Annotated in this window: 14 protein-coding genes; 5 read left to right on the top strand and 9 right to left on the bottom strand. The window is 39.7% G+C overall.

The genetic code is table 11. The annotated features are described in order from the left end of the window. Positions 1-92: 92 nt before the first annotated feature. From AC27H3_RS15795 to AC27H3_RS15770, 6 genes are all read right to left on the bottom strand, one after another. On the bottom strand, positions 93-1,010 hold the full coding sequence (locus AC27H3_RS15795; protein WP_487107678.1) for a hydroxymethylglutaryl-CoA lyase: 918 nt from the start codon (positions 1,008-1,010) through the stop codon (positions 93-95). Then, positions 1,010-3,022, bottom strand: a complete 2,013-nt coding sequence (locus AC27H3_RS15790) for an acetyl/propionyl/methylcrotonyl-CoA carboxylase subunit alpha (protein WP_487107676.1) — start codon at positions 3,020-3,022, stop codon at positions 1,010-1,012. The genes AC27H3_RS15795 and AC27H3_RS15790 overlap by 1 nt, the downstream gene beginning before the upstream one ends. Before the next feature lie 5 nt (positions 3,023-3,027). Next, positions 3,028-3,891 carry an enoyl-CoA hydratase/isomerase family protein gene (locus tag AC27H3_RS15785; RefSeq protein ID WP_487107674.1) on the bottom strand — a complete coding sequence of 288 codons (864 nt, stop codon included), beginning with the start codon at positions 3,889-3,891 and terminating at the stop codon, positions 3,028-3,030. A 12-nt stretch (positions 3,892-3,903) separates the two neighbouring features. Beyond that, positions 3,904-5,511 (bottom strand): carboxyl transferase domain-containing protein, encoded by a 1,608-nt coding sequence (locus AC27H3_RS15780; RefSeq protein ID WP_487107672.1) that lies wholly within the window; start codon positions 5,509-5,511, stop codon positions 3,904-3,906. A gap of 238 nt (positions 5,512-5,749) precedes the next feature. Continuing rightward, complete coding sequence (locus AC27H3_RS15775) at positions 5,750-6,919, bottom strand: isovaleryl-CoA dehydrogenase (protein ID WP_487107670.1); 1,170 nt, start codon at positions 6,917-6,919, stop codon at positions 5,750-5,752. 72 nt (positions 6,920-6,991) lie between these two features. Beyond that, complete coding sequence (locus AC27H3_RS15770) at positions 6,992-7,384, bottom strand: MerR family transcriptional regulator (RefSeq protein ID WP_085305238.1); 393 nt, start codon at positions 7,382-7,384, stop codon at positions 6,992-6,994. 290 nt (positions 7,385-7,674) lie between these two features. On the opposite strand from AC27H3_RS15770, the gene AC27H3_RS15765 reads away from it, so the two are divergent. The 3 genes from AC27H3_RS15765 to AC27H3_RS15755 all read left to right on the top strand — a co-directional run bounded on the left by AC27H3_RS15765 (position 7,675) and on the right by AC27H3_RS15755 (position 10,518). Further along, positions 7,675-8,859: an acetyl-CoA C-acyltransferase gene (locus tag AC27H3_RS15765; RefSeq protein WP_487107668.1), complete on the top strand. Its 1,185-nt coding sequence runs from the start codon at positions 7,675-7,677 to the stop codon at positions 8,857-8,859. A gap of 268 nt (positions 8,860-9,127) precedes the next feature. Beyond that, on the top strand, positions 9,128-9,760 hold the full coding sequence (locus AC27H3_RS15760) for a hypothetical protein (protein ID WP_487107666.1): 633 nt from the start codon (positions 9,128-9,130) through the stop codon (positions 9,758-9,760). A 188-nt stretch (positions 9,761-9,948) separates the two neighbouring features. After that, entirely contained in the window at positions 9,949-10,518 is a 570-nt protein-coding gene (locus tag AC27H3_RS15755; RefSeq protein ID WP_487107664.1) for a GNAT family N-acetyltransferase, read from the top strand. A gap of 123 nt (positions 10,519-10,641) precedes the next feature. Here AC27H3_RS15755 and AC27H3_RS15750 read toward each other — a convergent pair whose 3' ends face one another. Both AC27H3_RS15750 and recQ read right to left on the bottom strand, forming a co-directional pair. Continuing rightward, positions 10,642-11,907: an alpha/beta fold hydrolase gene (locus AC27H3_RS15750; RefSeq protein ID WP_487107663.1), complete on the bottom strand. Its 1,266-nt coding sequence runs from the start codon at positions 11,905-11,907 to the stop codon at positions 10,642-10,644. Between the two features lie 227 nt (positions 11,908-12,134). After that, positions 12,135-13,931, bottom strand: coding sequence for a DNA helicase RecQ (gene recQ / locus AC27H3_RS15745; protein WP_487107661.1), 1,797 nt, complete (start codon positions 13,929-13,931; stop codon positions 12,135-12,137). A 519-nt stretch (positions 13,932-14,450) separates the two neighbouring features. Between recQ and AC27H3_RS15740 the strand changes: the two genes are divergently transcribed. Both AC27H3_RS15740 and AC27H3_RS15735 read left to right on the top strand, forming a co-directional pair. After that, positions 14,451-16,793, top strand: a complete 2,343-nt coding sequence (locus AC27H3_RS15740) for a TonB-dependent receptor (RefSeq protein ID WP_487107659.1) — start codon at positions 14,451-14,453, stop codon at positions 16,791-16,793. A 60-nt stretch (positions 16,794-16,853) separates the two neighbouring features. Next, complete coding sequence (locus tag AC27H3_RS15735; protein WP_487107658.1) at positions 16,854-17,534, top strand: Fe2+-dependent dioxygenase; 681 nt, start codon at positions 16,854-16,856, stop codon at positions 17,532-17,534. Positions 17,535-17,544: 10 nt separating this feature from the next. Here AC27H3_RS15735 and AC27H3_RS15730 read toward each other — a convergent pair. Then, positions 17,545-17,756, bottom strand: a 212-nt coding sequence (locus AC27H3_RS15730) for a 2OG-Fe(II) oxygenase (protein ID WP_487107656.1), incomplete at its 5' end; no start/stop codon positions are given.

Genomic DNA, 17,756 nt, shown 5'->3' with positions numbered 1-17,756 from the left:
CTCAATAAAAATTAATGTCTTTTTACTTTCAAGCCAACGAAAATATTATTGTTATTTACGTTAGTACAATTAACTGGTGCTATATCGCATGCTTATTTTGCGCGATATGCCACCGAAACTTTAGATATCGGAGCTTTACCTAGTTTGTCGCTAATAAACCAACCCGCTTTAAGCAGTTTGTCGAAATCAATATTAGTGGTTATGCCTAAACCATTGAGCATATAAACCACATCTTCGGTTGCAACATTTCCTGATGCGCCCTTAGCATATGGACATCCTCCAAGACCTGCAATAGCACTATCGACTACCTTAACGCCAGCTTGTAATGCACTGTAAATATTGGTTAACGCTTGGCCATAGGTATCATGAAAGTGTACGGCTAGTTTTTCAACCGGTACCTTAGTACTAACCGCCTGTAACATTTTGCTTACACTGGCAGGCGTGCCTACGCCAATAGTGTCGCCAAGTGATATTTCGTAACAGCCCATTTGGTATAACTTTTCGGCAACTTTTGCCACTTGTTCTGGAGCAATTTCACCTTCGTAAGGGCATCCAACGACACATGAAACATAACCACGTACAGGAATGTTAGCGGCTTTGGCTGCCTGCATAATAGGTTCAAAGCGTTGTAAGCTTTCTTCAATTGAGCAATTAATGTTTTTTTGACTAAAGGCTTCAGAAGCTGCGCCGAAAATAGCGACTTCGCTGGCATTAACCGCTACAGCAGCTTCAAAACCTTTCATGTTCGGTGTTAGTGCCGCATAAGTAACACCAGCTTTGCGCTTAATACCGTTGAAAACATCAGTAGAGGTTGCCATTTGTGGTACCCATTTAGGTGACACAAAGCTACCGCTTTCAATATAGCTAACGCCTGCATTGGCTAATTGTTCAATTAACGCGATTTTATCTTCGGCGCTTATTTGCACTTTTTCATTTTGCAGACCATCGCGCGGGCCAACTTCTACTATTTTTACTGAAGACGGCGGTGTTGGTGTAAATATACTTGTCATTATGCTTCCTCGGCGCTAAAAGCAACTAGTTCAGCACCACCGTCAACCATATCGCCATCGTTATAATAAATAGCGTCAACAGTGCCGTTACTTGGCGCACGAATGGTGTGTTCCATTTTCATGGCTTCCATGATCATTAGGGGTTGATCAGCTTTAACCGTGTCGCCGGCTTTGATTAATACCGACACCATGGTGCCATTCATTGGCGCAACTAAACCGCCGTGGCTATCATCAGCGGTGTTATCGCCACAATCAGGTAAAATATGGGTGAAATTAAACACGCCATTTTGACGATACAGACTAATTTGATTGGCATTTTTAGCGATGGTTGCATGGCTGCGGTAACCATCTATGCTGGCATGCAAAGTATCGTTTTCAATGCGACCCTGACAATCAAGTGTTTTACCATCAACCGTGATTAAGTAATAACTGCCACTGCCTTGTCGCTTTTGTTCAACAACAACTGGGTATTCAACACCATTATGCGCTAATACCATATGATGAATATTAGCTTCGTTTAAGCGCCATGCATTAGTCATATTCCACGGTGAAAATGGGTCGTTAGTGTTAGCGGCGTTTAATTGTGCTTGTTGCGCTTGTGCTAACACTAAATAAAGCGCAGCCATTGGCAATTCACCGGTTAGGGATTGCTCATTGTCGTGGAAAATAATCGCTTGGTTTTTTTCGATAAAACCGGTATCTATATCGGCATTAACAAACGGAGCACAAGTAGCTAAATTATAGAGAAAATCAATATTGGTGGTTACGCCACTAATGCGGTATTCCGACAAGGCTTTTGCCATACGTTGTAAAGCTTTTTCACGGCTTTCGTCCCATACGATTAATTTGGCAATCATAGGGTCGTAAAATACGCTAACATCGTCGCCTTGACGCACGCCAGTATCTACACGCACAAACTCACTTTCAACAGGCGGTTGTAAAAAGTCTAAGGTGCCGGTTGCGGGTAAAAAGTCGTTGTTTGGATCTTCAGCATATATACGCGCTTCAAAAGCATGACCATTAATTTTAAGCTGATCTTGAGTTTTCGGTAACACTTCACCTGCGGCGACACGTAATTGCCATTCAACTAAATCTTGGCCAGTAATTAATTCGGTAACGGGGTGCTCTACCTGCAAACGAGTGTTCATTTCCATAAAGTAGAATGAACCGTCAATATCAAGTAAAAATTCAACCGTACCTGCACCTTGATAACCAATGGCTTGAGCTGATTTTATTGCAGACTCACCCATTTGCGCACGTAGCTCTTCGCTCATGCTAAAGGCTGGAGCCTCTTCAATTACTTTTTGATGACGGCGCTGTACTGAACAATCACGTTCAAATAAATACACCGCATTTTGATGATTATCACAAAACACTTGAATTTCAACGTGGCGTGGTTGTGTTAAGTATTTTTCAACCAACATGGTATCGTCGCCAAATGAAGATTTAGCTTCACGTTTTGCCGCTGCAAAACCTTCAGAGAATTCGTCTTCACTCCATACTTGGCGCATACCTTTACCACCGCCACCGGCAGTTGCTTTAAGCAATACCGGGTAGCCCATGTCGTCGGCTGCTTTTTTAATAACCGCTTCAGATTGGTCGTCGCCATGATAACCTGGCACTAAAGGTACTTGTGCCTTTTCCATAATATTTTTAGCGGCAGACTTTGAGCCCATCGCTTCAATAGCCGCAACAGGAGGACCAATAAAAGTAATGCCTTCTGCAGCACACATGCGACAAAAGTCAGCATTTTCAGAAAGAAAACCATAACCTGGGTGTATTGCTTGTGCGCCCGTACGTTTTGCCGCTTCAATAACTTTTTCAGATAATAAGTAACTTTCGCGAGATGGCGAGCCTCCAATATGAACCGCTTCATCAGCCATATTTACGTGCAAAGAATCAGCATCGGCATCAGAATAAACGGCAACCGTTAATATACCCATTTTACGGGCAGTTTTAATAACACGACAGGCGATTTCACCACGGTTAGCAATTAGTATTTTAGTAAACATGAATATTATCCTTCGCCTTTATTTGTTGATGTAGCTGGCTCTGCAGAATGTTGGTTAGCAATTTGCCAAGTAGGTTGGCGTTTTTCAAAAAAAGCCGTTAAGCCTTCTTGACCTTCAGTTGACACACGAATAGCAGCTATGCGTTCGCTGGTGTTTTTTATTAATGTTTCGTTAATGTCTTGATAAGCCACATCAAACGCTAATTGTTTTGCTTGTCGAACCGCTAACGGGCCATTAGTTAATAAGATTGTTACCATTGTTGAGACCGCGTTATCTAATTCATCTAACGGGTATATTTCATCAACCAAACCAAGTTGTTGCGCTTTATCAGCAAAGAAACGTTCGGCTGTTTGAAAATAACGACGACTGGCTTTTTGGCCAATAGCATTCACCACATAAGGGCTAATGGTGGCGGGAATTAAGCCAAGCTTTACTTCACTTAAACAAAAGCTGGCTTTGTTACTAGCAAGTACAATATCGCAACAACTAGCAAGGCCAACAGCGCCGCCAAAAGCCGCACCTTGTACTTTTGCAATCGTGGTTTGCGGTAAAAAATTTAAGCTTTTTAACATTTGAGCAAGAGCATTAGCATCAGCCAAATTCTCGTCATAAGAATAGCTTGCCATGCGCTTCATCCAGCCTAAATCTGCACCGGCAGAAAAGCTTTTACCTGATGATGCTAACACCATAACGTTGATGTCATCGCATTTTGCTATGGCGGTAAATAAGTTGTCGAGTGCAGCGATAATACTATCGTCAAATGCATTGTGTTTTTCAGCGTTATTTAAGGTAACGGTGGCAACGCCAGCATCATCAACCGCAAATAACACTTGTTCGCTAGGGCTTTTTATATTGCTATGTGAAATCATATTCAATTTACCCTACATTCTAAACAGACCAAATTTGGTCTCTTCAATGGTTTTGTTAAGTGATGCAGAAATAGCTAAGCCAAGCACTTGGCGCGTATCAGCCGGATCGATAACACCGTCATCCCATAAACGGGCTGAAGCATAGTAAGGGTGGCCTTGATGCTCGTAAGTATCGATAATAGGTTGTTTGAAGCTCGCTTCTTCTTGCTCGCTCCATTGTTCGCCAAGTTTAGCTTTTTGGTCACGTTTAACTTGCGCTAATACGCCAGCTGCCTGTTCGCCGCCCATGACTGAAATACGTGAGTTTGGCCACATAAATAAGAAACGAGGATCGTAAGCACGACCACACATGCCATAGTTACCTGCGCCAAAACTACCGCCAATTAAAATGGTGAATTTAGGTACTTGGGCAGTTGCAACGGCAGTAACCATTTTCGCGCCATGCTTAGCAATACCGCCGGCTTCATATTGTTTACCTACCATGAAACCAGTGATGTTTTGTAAAAATACTAACGGTATTTTTCGTTGAGCACAAAGCTCGATAAAGTGAGCGCCTTTTTGTGCTGATTCGCCAAATAAAATCCCATTATTGGCGACAATGCCGACTTGATAACCGAAGATGCGAGCAAAACCACAAACTAAGGTGGTGCCGTAAAGTGCTTTAAATTCGTCAAACTCGCTGCCATCAACAACGCGCGCGATAATTTCACGCACATCAAAAGGTTGGCGAGCATCTTTTGGCACAATACCGTAAACTTCTTCGGTGGCATAAGCCGGTTCAACCACTTCTTTAATTGCCATTTGAACAGGTTTAACACGGTTTAAATTACCGATTGCACTGCGGGCAATTTCTAACGCGTGGTGATCATTTTGTGCCATGTGATCAGCAACACCTGACGTACGACAATGCACATCTGCGCCGCCTAAGTCTTCTGCACTAACTACTTCACCCGTTGCCGCTTTGACTAACGGCGGACCTGCAAGGAATATTGTGCCTTGTTCTTTAACAATAATTGATTCATCAGCCATAGCTGGAACATAAGCGCCACCGGCGGTACATGAGCCCATAACCACAGCAATTTGCGGAATACTTTGCGCTGACATATTTGCTTGATTAAAGAAAATACGACCAAAATGTTCTTTATCTGGAAAAACATCGTCTTGGTTTGGCAGGTTTGCGCCGCCTGAATCAACCAAGTAAATACAAGGTAAGTTATTTTCTTGTGCGATAGTTTGGGCACGTAAATGCTTTTTAACCGTTAGCGGATAATAGGTACCGCCTTTTACTGTCGCATCGTTGGCAACAATAATACATTCTTGGCCACCAACACGGCCAATACCTGTAATAATGCCGGCAGCAGGGACGTTATCGTCGTAAACTTGGTAAGCGGCTAATTGTGATAATTCAAGAAAGGCTGAGCCTGGGTCAAGTAGGGCGTATACACGATCTCTAGGTAATAATTTACCACGAGATAAATGACGTTCGCGGCTACGTTCACCGCCACCTAACTTTATTTCTTCGAGTTTGACTTTTAAGTCATCAACTTGCACTTGCATATGCGCAGCGTTTTCGATGAACTCAGGGCTGCGGGGATTAATTTTCGATATTATCTTAGCCACGTTATAACCTTATTTTTTGTTAATCTTGTGCTTCGTTAGCGTGTTTCTATTTAACAGAGCATATTGATATTGTTGTCGATGCACTAATGTTTAAAATTTACATTTAATTTGATGCTCAACTTTATGAGCGTTCAATAGCAATAGTCACTGGTTTAGCTTGTTTTCATTCTTTTAAATCAGCTTTTAAAGCCAATGGCGTGCGTATTAAAGTCACGCGCATTGGCCATAAAAAGTTAAATTAAACTGATTCGTTAAATAACTCGCGACCAATTAGCATACGACGAATTTCTGAGGTACCTGCGCCAATTTCATATAACTTAGCATCGCGTAATAAACGGCCCGCTGGAAACTCATTGATGTAACCGTTACCACCGAGTAACTGAATCGCATCTAAGGCCATTTTAGTGGCAAGTTCTGCAGAGTATAAAATTACACCTGCAGCATCTTTACGGGTAGTTTCACCGCGATCAGCTGCCATGGCACATAAATAAGCATAAGATTTAGCGGCATTCATTTGTGTGTACATGTCGGCAATTTTGCCTTGAATTAATTGGAACTCACCAATGGCTTGGCCAAATTGCTTTCTGTCATGAATGTAAGGTACAACTAGGTCCATACAAGCATCCATAATGCCTAATGGGCCACCGGTAAGTACTAAACGTTCGTAATCTAAGCCAGACATTAGTACGCGAACGCCTTTGCCTTCTTCACCTAAAATGTTTTCTGCAGGTACTTCACAATCTTGGAACACTAATTCACAAGTGTTAGAGCCACGCATACCTAATTTGTCTAATTTTTGATGACGAGAAAAACCTGGGTAGTCGCGTTCAACGATAAAGGCAGTAATACCTTTCGAGCCGGCGTTAGTATCTGTTTTTGCATAGATAATAAATACGTTAGCGTCAGGACCATTGGTGATCCACATTTTGTTGCCGTTAAGAATGTACTTGTCGCCTTGTTTTTTAGCGGAAAGCTTCATGCTAACTACGTCAGAACCTGCATTAGGCTCAGACATCGCCAATGCGCCAATATGTTCACCAGAACAGAGTTTTGGTAAGTATTTTTCTTTTTGCTCGTGGCTACCGTTTTTGTTTAATTGGTTCAAACAAAGGTTAGACATAGCGCCGTAACTTAAACCTACAGAGGCAGAAGCACGTGAAATTTCTTGCATTGCCACCATGTGTTCTAAATAACCTAAACCAGAGCCACCGTATTGCTCATCAACGGTCATACCTAATAAACCTAAATCGCCAAACTTGCGCCATAAATCCATTGGAAATTCGTTATCGATGTCTATTTGTGCTGCACGAGGGGCAATTTCGTCACGAGCAAAGGCGTTAACCGAAGTGCGGATCATGTCAACGGTTTCACCGAGGTTAAAATTCATTGATGAGAAAGTAGAAATCATAGTAGTACCTTTAATATGTGTTTATCGTTTAACGCTTTATATTGGCGTACGGTGTAATTAATTTATCGCTCGTTATTTATCAATTGACTCGAGCGCTTTTTGACAGTTAGTTTCTAAACCGGTTAATTCGATTAACACGGCTTGAATATCTTCTAACTGTTGATTCAAATCATTTTTTTTGTTTGAAATTAAATCCATAATTGTTTTTAATTGCGTAGCACTGGATTTATCAGCATCGTAAAGCTCGAATAATCGACCTGTTTCAGCTAATGAAAACCCTAAGCGTTTGCCGCGTAGAATTAACTTTAGTCTAACTCTGTCTCTTTGGTTGTATATTCTTGTTTGACCTTTACGCGTTGGCAATATTAACCCTTGATCTTCGTAAAAACGGATACTACGGGTAGTAATATCGAACTCTCTGGCTAACTCACCTATAGAGTAGGTAACAGGGGTAATATCGCTCATTATTATTGCTCAAAGTTATTTGTAATTGTTATCTGTATGACACCTTACAATAAGTTTACGTTAACGTAAAGTGTAAGCTTGATTTCTAATCTTAACTTTTTTATTCAATGTTAATGAGTAACGAAAAGTGCTGTTGTAAAGAACGCTTGTCGGATTAGCGATTTAAGATAGCGCTAACACTAAAGAACCACAAAGTTTACGTTGGCGTAAACTAAGTTTTGCGGTAAAGTGTTGGCAAATTTTATCGATTAATACCAATATTTATCGAACAACACTTTGTCGGAGAGCTTATGTCTACTCAAGATCCTATCGTTATTGTTGCTGCAAAACGTACCCCTATGGGCGGTTTTATGGGCGGTTTATCAGCAGTTAGTGCTACTACATTAGGTGCAACTGCAATTCGTGGTGCTATGGATGGAGCTAAATTATCTAATGATCAGGTTGATGAAGTGATCATGGGTTGTGTTTTACCTGCAGGTTTAAAACAAGCGCCAGCGCGTCAAGCAGCATTAGAAGCTGAATTAGACTTAACAACAGCTTGTACAACGATTAACAAAGTTTGTGGCTCTGGTATGAAAGCGGCCATGCAGGCACACGATGCCTTATTAGCTGGTTCTATTGATGTTGCTATTGCTGGCGGCATGGAAAGTATGACCAACGCACCACATTTATTACCTAATGGTCGTTCAGGTATTAAAATGGGTCATGGTCAAGTGCTTGATCATATGATGACTGACGGTTTAGAAAATGCTTACGACGGCGTTGCTATGGGGTGTTTCGCACAAGCTACTGCTGATGAGTCTGCATTTACGCGTGAAGAAATGGATGCTTACGCTATTCGCTCACTTGAACGAGCAAATACCGCTATTGCTGATGGCGCATTTGTTAACGAAATTTCACCAGTAACGATTAAGTCGCGTCGCGGTGATTCAGTATTCGAAATTGATGAGCAGCCAGGTAATGCGCGCCCAGATAAAATACCAAGCTTACGACCAGCATTTAAAAAAGACGGCACGATAACCGCTGCTAACTCAAGCTCTATTTCTGATGGTGCTGCTGCTTTAGTAATGATGAAATTATCAGAAGCTCAAAAGCGTGGTTTAACGCCTTTATGTAAAATTGTTGCTCATGCTATGCATGCACAAAAACCTGCAGAGTTTACCGTTGCACCGGTTGGCGCAATGAAAAAAGTATTAGCGAAAGCAAACTGGACTACTGCAGATGTTGATTTGTTTGAAATTAACGAAGCGTTTGCCATGGTGACTATGTTAGGTATTAAAGCATTAGATTTAGATGTTAACAAAGTTAACGTTAACGGCGGTGCTTGTGCATTAGGACACCCGTTAGGCGCTAGTGGCGCTCGCATTATGGTGACATTAATTCACGCTTTGAAAAACCGTGGTTTAAGTAAAGGTCTTGCATCTTTATGTATAGGTGGCGGTGAAGCAACCGCAATTGCTGTTGAAATGATGTAAACATTAGTTTTACTGTAAAAGCCCACTTGATGTGGGCTTTTTTGATCTTATACCAAATGTAATAAAATGTGCTTTATTCTAAAGTGCAATACACTGACTTTGGTACTCCAACCTTTATTAAGCTCAGCCATTAAACAAGCATTTTAAATAAAAAGAAATACTTAGTAACATTTGTTGAAGCAATAGTTGTTGAATTGTTTAGGCAGATTTAGGTATAAACACTGAGTATTAATTAAATACGCTGCTCCAAATTAATAATAGGGAATTTATGAGATTTAATTATATTCAAGCATCACTTTTAGCCTTGTTAGCCATTACTTTTACTCAGAATGTTCGGGCCGATAGTTTGTCAGACTTACAACAAGCCTTGGTTAAACTCGATGGTAGTCATCCAATTTCAGGCGACCTTAACGTTTCGTTTGAAGAATCTAGGGGGGAAGGTAAAGATAAAAAACTAAAAACAGGCGCGATAAAATCGACACTTTCTGAAAGTAATGCAGGCTTAGATATTCGATATTCAAAAGATGTTTTAGTGCGAATAGCACAAGAAAACAAACTTAAATTAGCTGACGAAAATGCAGATACACCGGCGTTAAATGGCGCAGAAATATTGTCAGCATCATCTTTAATTCCAATACTTTCATCGGCACAGAAAATTTTAGATGCTATTGCCAAAGGTAAATTAAGAGGCGAGACCGAAATAGAATATTTGGGTCAACAAGTCAGGGTACTAGATTTTGAATTACCATTAGAGAGCTTTATTGATGATAAGAAAACTCGCGGTTATGTCGATAAATTTAAAGGTAGTTATAAAGTATTGATTAATGCGCAAGGTGTGCCTGTTGAAACTCGTTTAAGTGGGCAGTGCATATATCTTTTTCTCTATGACTGCAGAGAGTGAAATTACCTCACAATTTCATGTACAAGGTTCGCGCTTGGTTAGAATTAATAGAAGTGTACAGTCGAGCTCTTCTTCAACCTTTAATGATCGAACCTATAATGGTAATTGGGCATTAACTCTGCATTAAATCAGCACGGGTTCAGCATTAGTTATTTAAGTTGGAATGAAAAAACAGTGGAAGGAAAATCATGAGCATTAAATTTAAGCCGCTCTCTAAATCTGATGCTAACTTTGCTGAGGTAATCGAGCTTTATAAAGAAGCCTTTACTACGGTTAGACATGTTCCATCATGGATGCTCAAATTTATGATGAGAAAAGGCAAACCAGGCTTTAGCGTGCTTTATGAAAATAACCTATGGATTGGCTTGCTTTATATCACAGCGTACAAAGATATAGTGTTTGTGCACTTTTTTGCGATCTCTGCAGATTATCGTTCTAACGGCTATGGCAGCAAAGTTATAGATGCAATGAAAGAAAAGTTCGCCAGAAATAGAATTGTACTTAATATAGAAGAGCTTACCCAAGACTCGGCAAACTACCAACAAAGAGTAAAGCGCAAAGCCTTCTATCAAAAAAATGGTTTTAGTGCTTCAGGCTACATTGTTAAAGAGCCTGAAGAGCGGCTTGAAATGCTAACCCTTAACGGCAATATCAACCAAGAAGAAATTCAAGCTATGTATAAGCACCTTTTTGGCGGTGTGCTTGGGTTTCTTTATCGCCCTAAAGTAATAAAAATTTCTAGTAATGAGGATAAGTAACTTTTTAACTTAAAACAGTTACTCATGCGCAAGAGATATTCTCAAGACTTTTGAGGCAAGCCACATGAGTTAAACTGCTTAGTTTCTCCTCTTACTACTCCTACTATTACTTTGTCGGTTATTTTATCTATTTTCTAGATTGTGGCTAAGTAACCATTGATAAATACTCATACCATAAGTGTCAAATCTAGGGTCATAAACCGCTTGAGCAAATCCGCCCTCTAATGCTTCTAGATTGAATACAGCATGATGAATAGCGTGCTCTGCGCCAATAACAAGTGATAGCTTGGGTAATGTTAGTGCTTGGCAATTATCTAAAATAGCACGGTAAACCTTAATGGTATTATTAAAAGGAATGACTTCGTCGTTAGTGGCGTGGAACAGCCATAAAGGCACACGTTCAATATCGCAAAAATTATTTGCTAAAGGATCTACTTCATCAGCAAAAGCAGGCGACACTGCAGCAACTGCGGCAATTTTTTCAGGAAAATCTTTAGCGTAAGCTGCACTTAAAAAACCGCCCTGACTATAGCCTGTTAAATATATTCTCGCACTGTCAATATCGTAGGCACGAATAGCATATTCAACAAAAGCGTCTAATCTTTCTTTGTATCCTGCGCTTGGCACCGAACCTAAATGTGGGGCTAATACGACAAATGGTAACGTGCTATCCCATTGACCATCTTCAATAAGTTTTGGAATACCGTAATTATCAATCACGGCTTCAAGTGCGAGTGTTGGATCTGTAGTATCGGTAAACTCTAAATTTCCGCCGCCGCCATGTAAATAGATCATTAAGGGGGGTTGCATAGCTGTTTGGCCATAATCAACAGGTAGGTGTTCTAGGTAACTGAAGTTTGCAATGGTGCTACCGATAGGGCGACGAGAAAAGTTTTCTGCTGTATTTCCAATTACACGAACCATCCTGATTTTTTCTATCGCCAACTTACTCGAGCTGTCGGTTACTGAATATCTAACAAGGTAATCACCTATTTCTGCGTTATTTACTTGGCCATTAATCTCAATTGCTGCTGTTAGATCACCATCTTGTTGATCAATTGCTGTGGCGCCTGCTTCAATATAATTATCACCGAGTGCAAGTATGATAGTTTTTTCGCCAAGTAAACTAATGATTGGTCTGTCGGGATCTTCAGAGAAGTCAGTTATTAGTGCATCCCACCATATTTCAACTGGAGGCGGATCAATTATAAGGCATGCATCTTCTGAGCGAGCGCAAGGTCTTTCTTCAGAGCCTCCGCCGCAAGCGGTTAACAATATTAAACAGATAAAGGCTGCAGAATTCTTAAAGTATGAAGCCAGAGATATCTTTAAATTTATTCTTGGGCTGGTATAAATGCCTGTGTTTTTAAATAGCTGAGAATAATGCATAAATCATTTACTCTTTTTGTTATCGGTTCAATAGCAAGTTATTGAATTATAGGTTATTAGTAGCTTTAATTTGCTCGTTTATTATCAGCCTGTTAAGCCTTCTTACATCGCCAGGACAAATTGATAGCGTCATATAGAAGATAACCTTATTTAAATCTTGAATTCAAATAAGGTTAACACTTGAGTTCAAATAAAGTTAAAACTTATATTAAATCTTAGCTTAACATTTAGCTTAATAACGAAATAATTTTATCTCCATATAGCTCAAGTTTAGTTTTACCTAGCCCATTTACGGCAAGTAACTGACTCAAGGTTTTAGGGGCTGTTCGGGCAATATCTATTAATGTGGCATCATGAAAAACCACATAGGCTGGTACGTTTCGCTCTTTTGCCCAAAGTGCTCTCTGTTGCTTAAGCTTATCGAAACTAGCCAATTCTGATGTTGTTAAATCATTCTCAATACTTTGTTTTTTGTTTTGAGCCGGTTTAGTGTTTTTATATTTTTGTACTTTAAGCTCAATGCTACATTCACCTTTTAATAGCGGCCTTGCTTTCTCGGTGAGCTTTAATACGCCATAATCCATTTCAACCGCTAAAAATCCCATGGAAATGAGTTGCCTAAACACCGTTTGCCATTGCATGGCTTTAAGTTCATTACCTATATTAAAAGTAGAGAGTTGATCGTGCTTGAAACTGGTAATTTTCGGGGTTACTTTCCCGGTAAGTACATCAATTTGATGACCCACACCAAATCGTTGACCGGTTCTATAAACCGTAGAAAGCGCTTTTTGAGCCGCGCTGGTGCCATCCCAAGTTGTTGGAGGCGTTAAACAATTATCACAATTGCCACAAGGCTCAGCTAAGGTTTCACCGAAGTAATTTAACAATACTTGTCTGCGACATGAGCTAACTTCACAGTAGCCCAGTAGGGCGTCTATTTTGCGTTGTGTTATAAACTTAAACTGTTCATTACCATCACTTTGACTCGCCATTTGCTTTAGTTTTATAACATCTTGCATTCCATAGGCCAGCCAAGTGTTAGCTGGCATACCATCTCGGCCCGCGCGTCCTGTTTCTTGATAATAAGCTTCTATGCTTTTAGGTAAATTTAAATGCGCTACAAAGCGTACATCGGGTTTATCAATACCCATACCAAAAGCAATAGTGGCGACAATAATAATGCCGTTTTCTCTGAGGAAACGTTGCTGGTTATTATCTTTAACTTCAGTGGCTAAGCCTGCATGATAAGGTAACGCTGTTTTTCCTTGTTCGCATAACCACTGAGCGGTTGTTTCAACAGATTTGCGTGACAGGCAATAGACAATGCCGGCGTCGTTCTCGTGTTCGCTATTAATAAACTTTAAAAGCTGTTCTTTACTGTTTTTATGTTCACTAATACGATATTGAATATTGGGTCTGTCAAAGCTATGCACAAAAATTTTCGCATTAGCTAGGTTTAAAACCTGTACGATTTCTTCACGGGTTTTTAGATCTGCTGTCGCGGTTAACGCAATTTTTGGCGTGTTAGGGTAGCGAGTACTTATGATGGATAGTTGTTGATATTCAGGCCTAAAATCGTGTCCCCACTGCGATACACAATGTGCCTCGTCAAAAGCAAATAAGGCGATAGGGGCTTGGTCAAGCAGTGAAAGAAAATAGTCACTTAAGAGCCTTTCTGGCGCAACATAGACTAAGTCGATATTACCCGAGACAATAAGCTGCTCAACGCGGCGTTGCTCTTCATAATTTTGTGATGAATTTAAAAACTCAGCCTTTACCCCTTGTAATTTTAAAGCATCTACTTGATCTTTCATCAAGGCAATAAGAGGTGATACCACAATGCCAACACCTTGCAATACTATTGCTGGAATTTGATAACACAATGATTTTCCGCCACCTGTTGGCATGAGGGTGAATACATCAGCGCCATTGAGTAATTCATTAATAATGTTTGCTTGTTGATGGCGAAAATCAGCATAACCGAAAGTATTTTGTAGCACTGATTTTGCGGTATTGATATTCACGTTAAGTCCTTTTGGGCTAATTAGTGTTTAGTAGCCGAGTTAATTAATAAAGCTAAACTGATAAGTTAGTTATTGTTTTATATGATTTTACATTGTTTTATATCATTTAATAGCGATGTAAAACATCTAAAGCACTAGGTTTAGATATGTTTTATGCAAATAAAACCTTTCCGTAAAAACCATAGGTTCTTGTGCGTTATCTATTCGCCAATAAAGCACAGCCAAGCTTAAAGCGTAATTATAGTCCGTTAATTGAAGTTCATATGAATGGAGTATCGTTAACCATTATCGCTTAGTTAGTGGTGTATAGCTTGCTAACCATGAGCTACTCTTTAAAGATTGTCGATAAGTGCTTATAAAATTGCACATAAAAAGAGCAAGTTAAGTAGCTATACAACATTCATCATAAAAAGCTCAAAAACTAACGCAAATAAGATTGATTATCATTTGCATTAGTCTTTATTGTTAGTTAGTATCTTGTTCTCACTAATTAAGACTCTCAATAAAAGTATAAAAAACATGAACTCTCAACAAAAACTTCAACAAAGAAATAAAATGACATTGGGTGCTCAAGCAGTAGCGGCGGCATTGGTATTTAGCGGTACAAACGCATATGCAGCAAACAACGTAGAAAACTGTGATAAAGACAGTGCTGTTGTTTGCGAATCTAAAGAAATTAATAAGTCAGATGAAGCAATTGAATTAATTAAAGTTCATGGTGCTAAAACCTCTGTTTATTTACATGATGAGTCTGGCGATATTCGTCGTGTTGCTGAACTTGTTGATACGCCGCAAATGATCACCGTTTTAACGCAAGACCAAATTATTGAAGCCGGTAAAACTGATCTTAAAGATATACTTTCAGCACAAGCGGGTATTACTTTAGGTACAGGCGAAAACGGTAACGCTTTTGGTGATCGTTATATTATTCGTGGTCATGAAGCGCGCAGTGATGTTTTTGTTGATGGTTTAAGAGATCCCGGTATGAGCACGCGAGAAAGCTTTGCTACCGAGCGTGTTGAAATTACCAAAGGGCCAAGTTCAACGTTTGCAGGTCGAGGCTCTTCAGGCGGTGCTGTTAACAGTATTACTAAGAAAGCTTCTGTAAATTATAACTTTGGTCGTGTTGATGCCGGTATAGGTACTGATGAGTATAAACGCGTAACACTCGATTATAACTTACCGTTAACAGAGAACAGTGCGGTTAGATTGAATGCGTTAATTTCTGATGAAGATAAGCCAGACCGTGAAGGCGTTTCTAATGAAAGAAATGGCGTACAAATCTCTGCTGTTTATCTTCCAACACAAGCCTTATCGATTACTGCAGATGGCTATTATTTAGATGCAGAAGATGTACCTGACTTAGGTAGTTATTTCGACCGTGATGCACGTAAACCTGTTAAAGATATCCCGGTTTATTCACAAGAGTCAGACTTTTTAACTTCTGAAGTAAAAACCTTTACCTTACGTACAGAATATGAAATTAACGACAATGTTACCCTTTATAATGCTACGCGTTTTGGCGATACAAAAAATGGTTATATAACTACCGGCGCAAGTGGTACTACACGTGCAGATAGTGATCCGGTAGCGCCTGGTGCAGCAACTATAGGTTTAAGTACGCACCAAGGTTATCAAGACGTTTCTTATGCTAGCACACAGTTTAACTTGTTCTGGAATACCAACGTTTTAGATTTAGAACATAACTTTGTTTTTGGTGTTGAATACACTGATGAAAGCGTTAAAAATGGTGTGTATGACATTAATTATGAAAACCCTACAAACTGTATAACATCGGGTCGACGTGGTGATAGCCCTGGTTATTGTATTATCGACGCTGAAGGCCAACAGCTTGATAACTTAGATCAATTAATGGGTAGAACATATAGCCGTGGCGATAACGATGCGGTGCTAGATATTGAAACTATTTCAGCTTACATGTTAGACACAGTACATTTAACCGATAAACTTGATATTTTTTACGGTGCAAGGTTAGATAACTTTGACTACAGTAATGAAGCAACAAGTGGTGGTACATCAGCACTTTATGCATACTCAGATACTATGTACAATGGCAACTTTGGCATAATCTATGATTTCTCAGAAGACGTTAATGTTTATGCCAATTACAGTACTGCAACCAATATTAATGGTGGTGAAACTGACCTAGGCGCAAACTGTGGCTATGGCGGTGTTTGTGGTAGTGCGACACAAGTTCCTGATTCAGATCCAGAGCGTGTTGAAAACATTGAGCTTGGTACTAAGTTAATGTTGTTAGACGATAACTTTATGTTCAGCGCGTCGATTTTCCAAATTACAAAAGATGATGTAATGGAAAGTGTAGGTGATGATGACTACGCAACATTAGGAACATTAAATACCGGTGAGAATAGAGTAAAAGGTATTGAAATTGGCTTTGTAGGCGATATTACTGAAAACCTAAGTGTTCAGTTCTCTGCTACATCTATGGATTCTGAAGTGTTAGACTCAATAAACGATGAAAGCATTGGCTTAGCATTAAGTAACTTTGCTGAAAAAAGTGTTTATTTGCAGTTAAGATATCAACTTAATGAATCGTTTGTTGTTGGCGGCGATTACGCTTATCAAAGTGAAATGTATGCAGGCCAACCTGATACAGCCGCAGGTTACGACAGCGAAAACGAACAATACAGCATTGTTGTACCAAGCTATCAAGTTGTTAACTTGTTTGCTAATTATTACGCAACCGACGATTTAACCTTTAGATTAAATATTGGTAACGTTTTTAATGAAGAATACTTTACAGCCGCTTATCGTTCGGGTGCATTTATGTACTTAGGTAGCGCTTCAAGCACAAAACTTACGGCAACATATGAGTTTTAAATAAACCTTAACTCATGTAAGAAACATATATAAATTGAGTTAAATAGGTAAAGTGTAGTTATGATTGTTATAGAAAAAATATTATCTAAAGAAGACGTAAGTGCTTTTCGTCAACAACTTACTAACGCCCCTTGGGGTGACGGTAGTAAAACGGCGATGGGTATGGCGGCTTCGGTAAAAAATAACAATCAGGCTGATGCCAATGATACCAATGTGCGCCAATTAGCTAATCAGCTGTTGTCGCGTATTGGTGAAACGCCAAAAATAGTATCAGCCGCTTTACCTAATAAAATATTCCCACCTTGCTTTAATCGCTTTAGCGAAACTCAAGAATATGGTTATCATGTAGATGCAGCAATTATGAGAATGCCTGATAGCTCAGAAGTATTGCGCAGTGATATGTCAATGACCACATTTTTAAGTGAGCCTGAAGAGTATCAAGGTGGCGAATTAATTATTTCTACTGAATTCGGTCAGCAGTCAATCAAATTGCCGGCAGGTTACGCGGTGGTATACCCTTCAAGTAGCTTGCATAAAGTTACCGCAGTTACGCAAGGGCAGAGAATAGCCGCCATTACCTGGATGCAGAGCATGATATCTGACGCCACTATTCGCCAAAATCTCTACCAGTTAGATCAAACTATTCAAGCCTTGATCAAAGAGAATAAAACCTCACGTACAGAGTTAGACAATTTGCATAATGTTTACCATAACTTAATTCGTCAGTTTGCCCAGCTATAATAAGCTTTGGTTAAATATTCAAAGCAAAACTCAACAACACGCGTTTACCCGATTCAATTTTTGAAACACTGTGCTCATACTTATCAGGACGAAATAAATAAACTCTGTTAAACAGGTTTAAAATGCAGTTTGAACACTCAAACACGCCACCCGCTTTAGGCTGAACTAAAACAAAGTTTAATTTGTAATAACGGCCTTTTTGCACGGGATCACTGTGCCGCA

The sequence above is a fragment of the Colwellia sp. NW0002-52-1 genome (assembly GCF_057550865.1).
The sequence above is the reverse complement of the archived record's forward strand: the minus strand, read 5'-3'. Positions and strand labels throughout refer to the sequence as shown.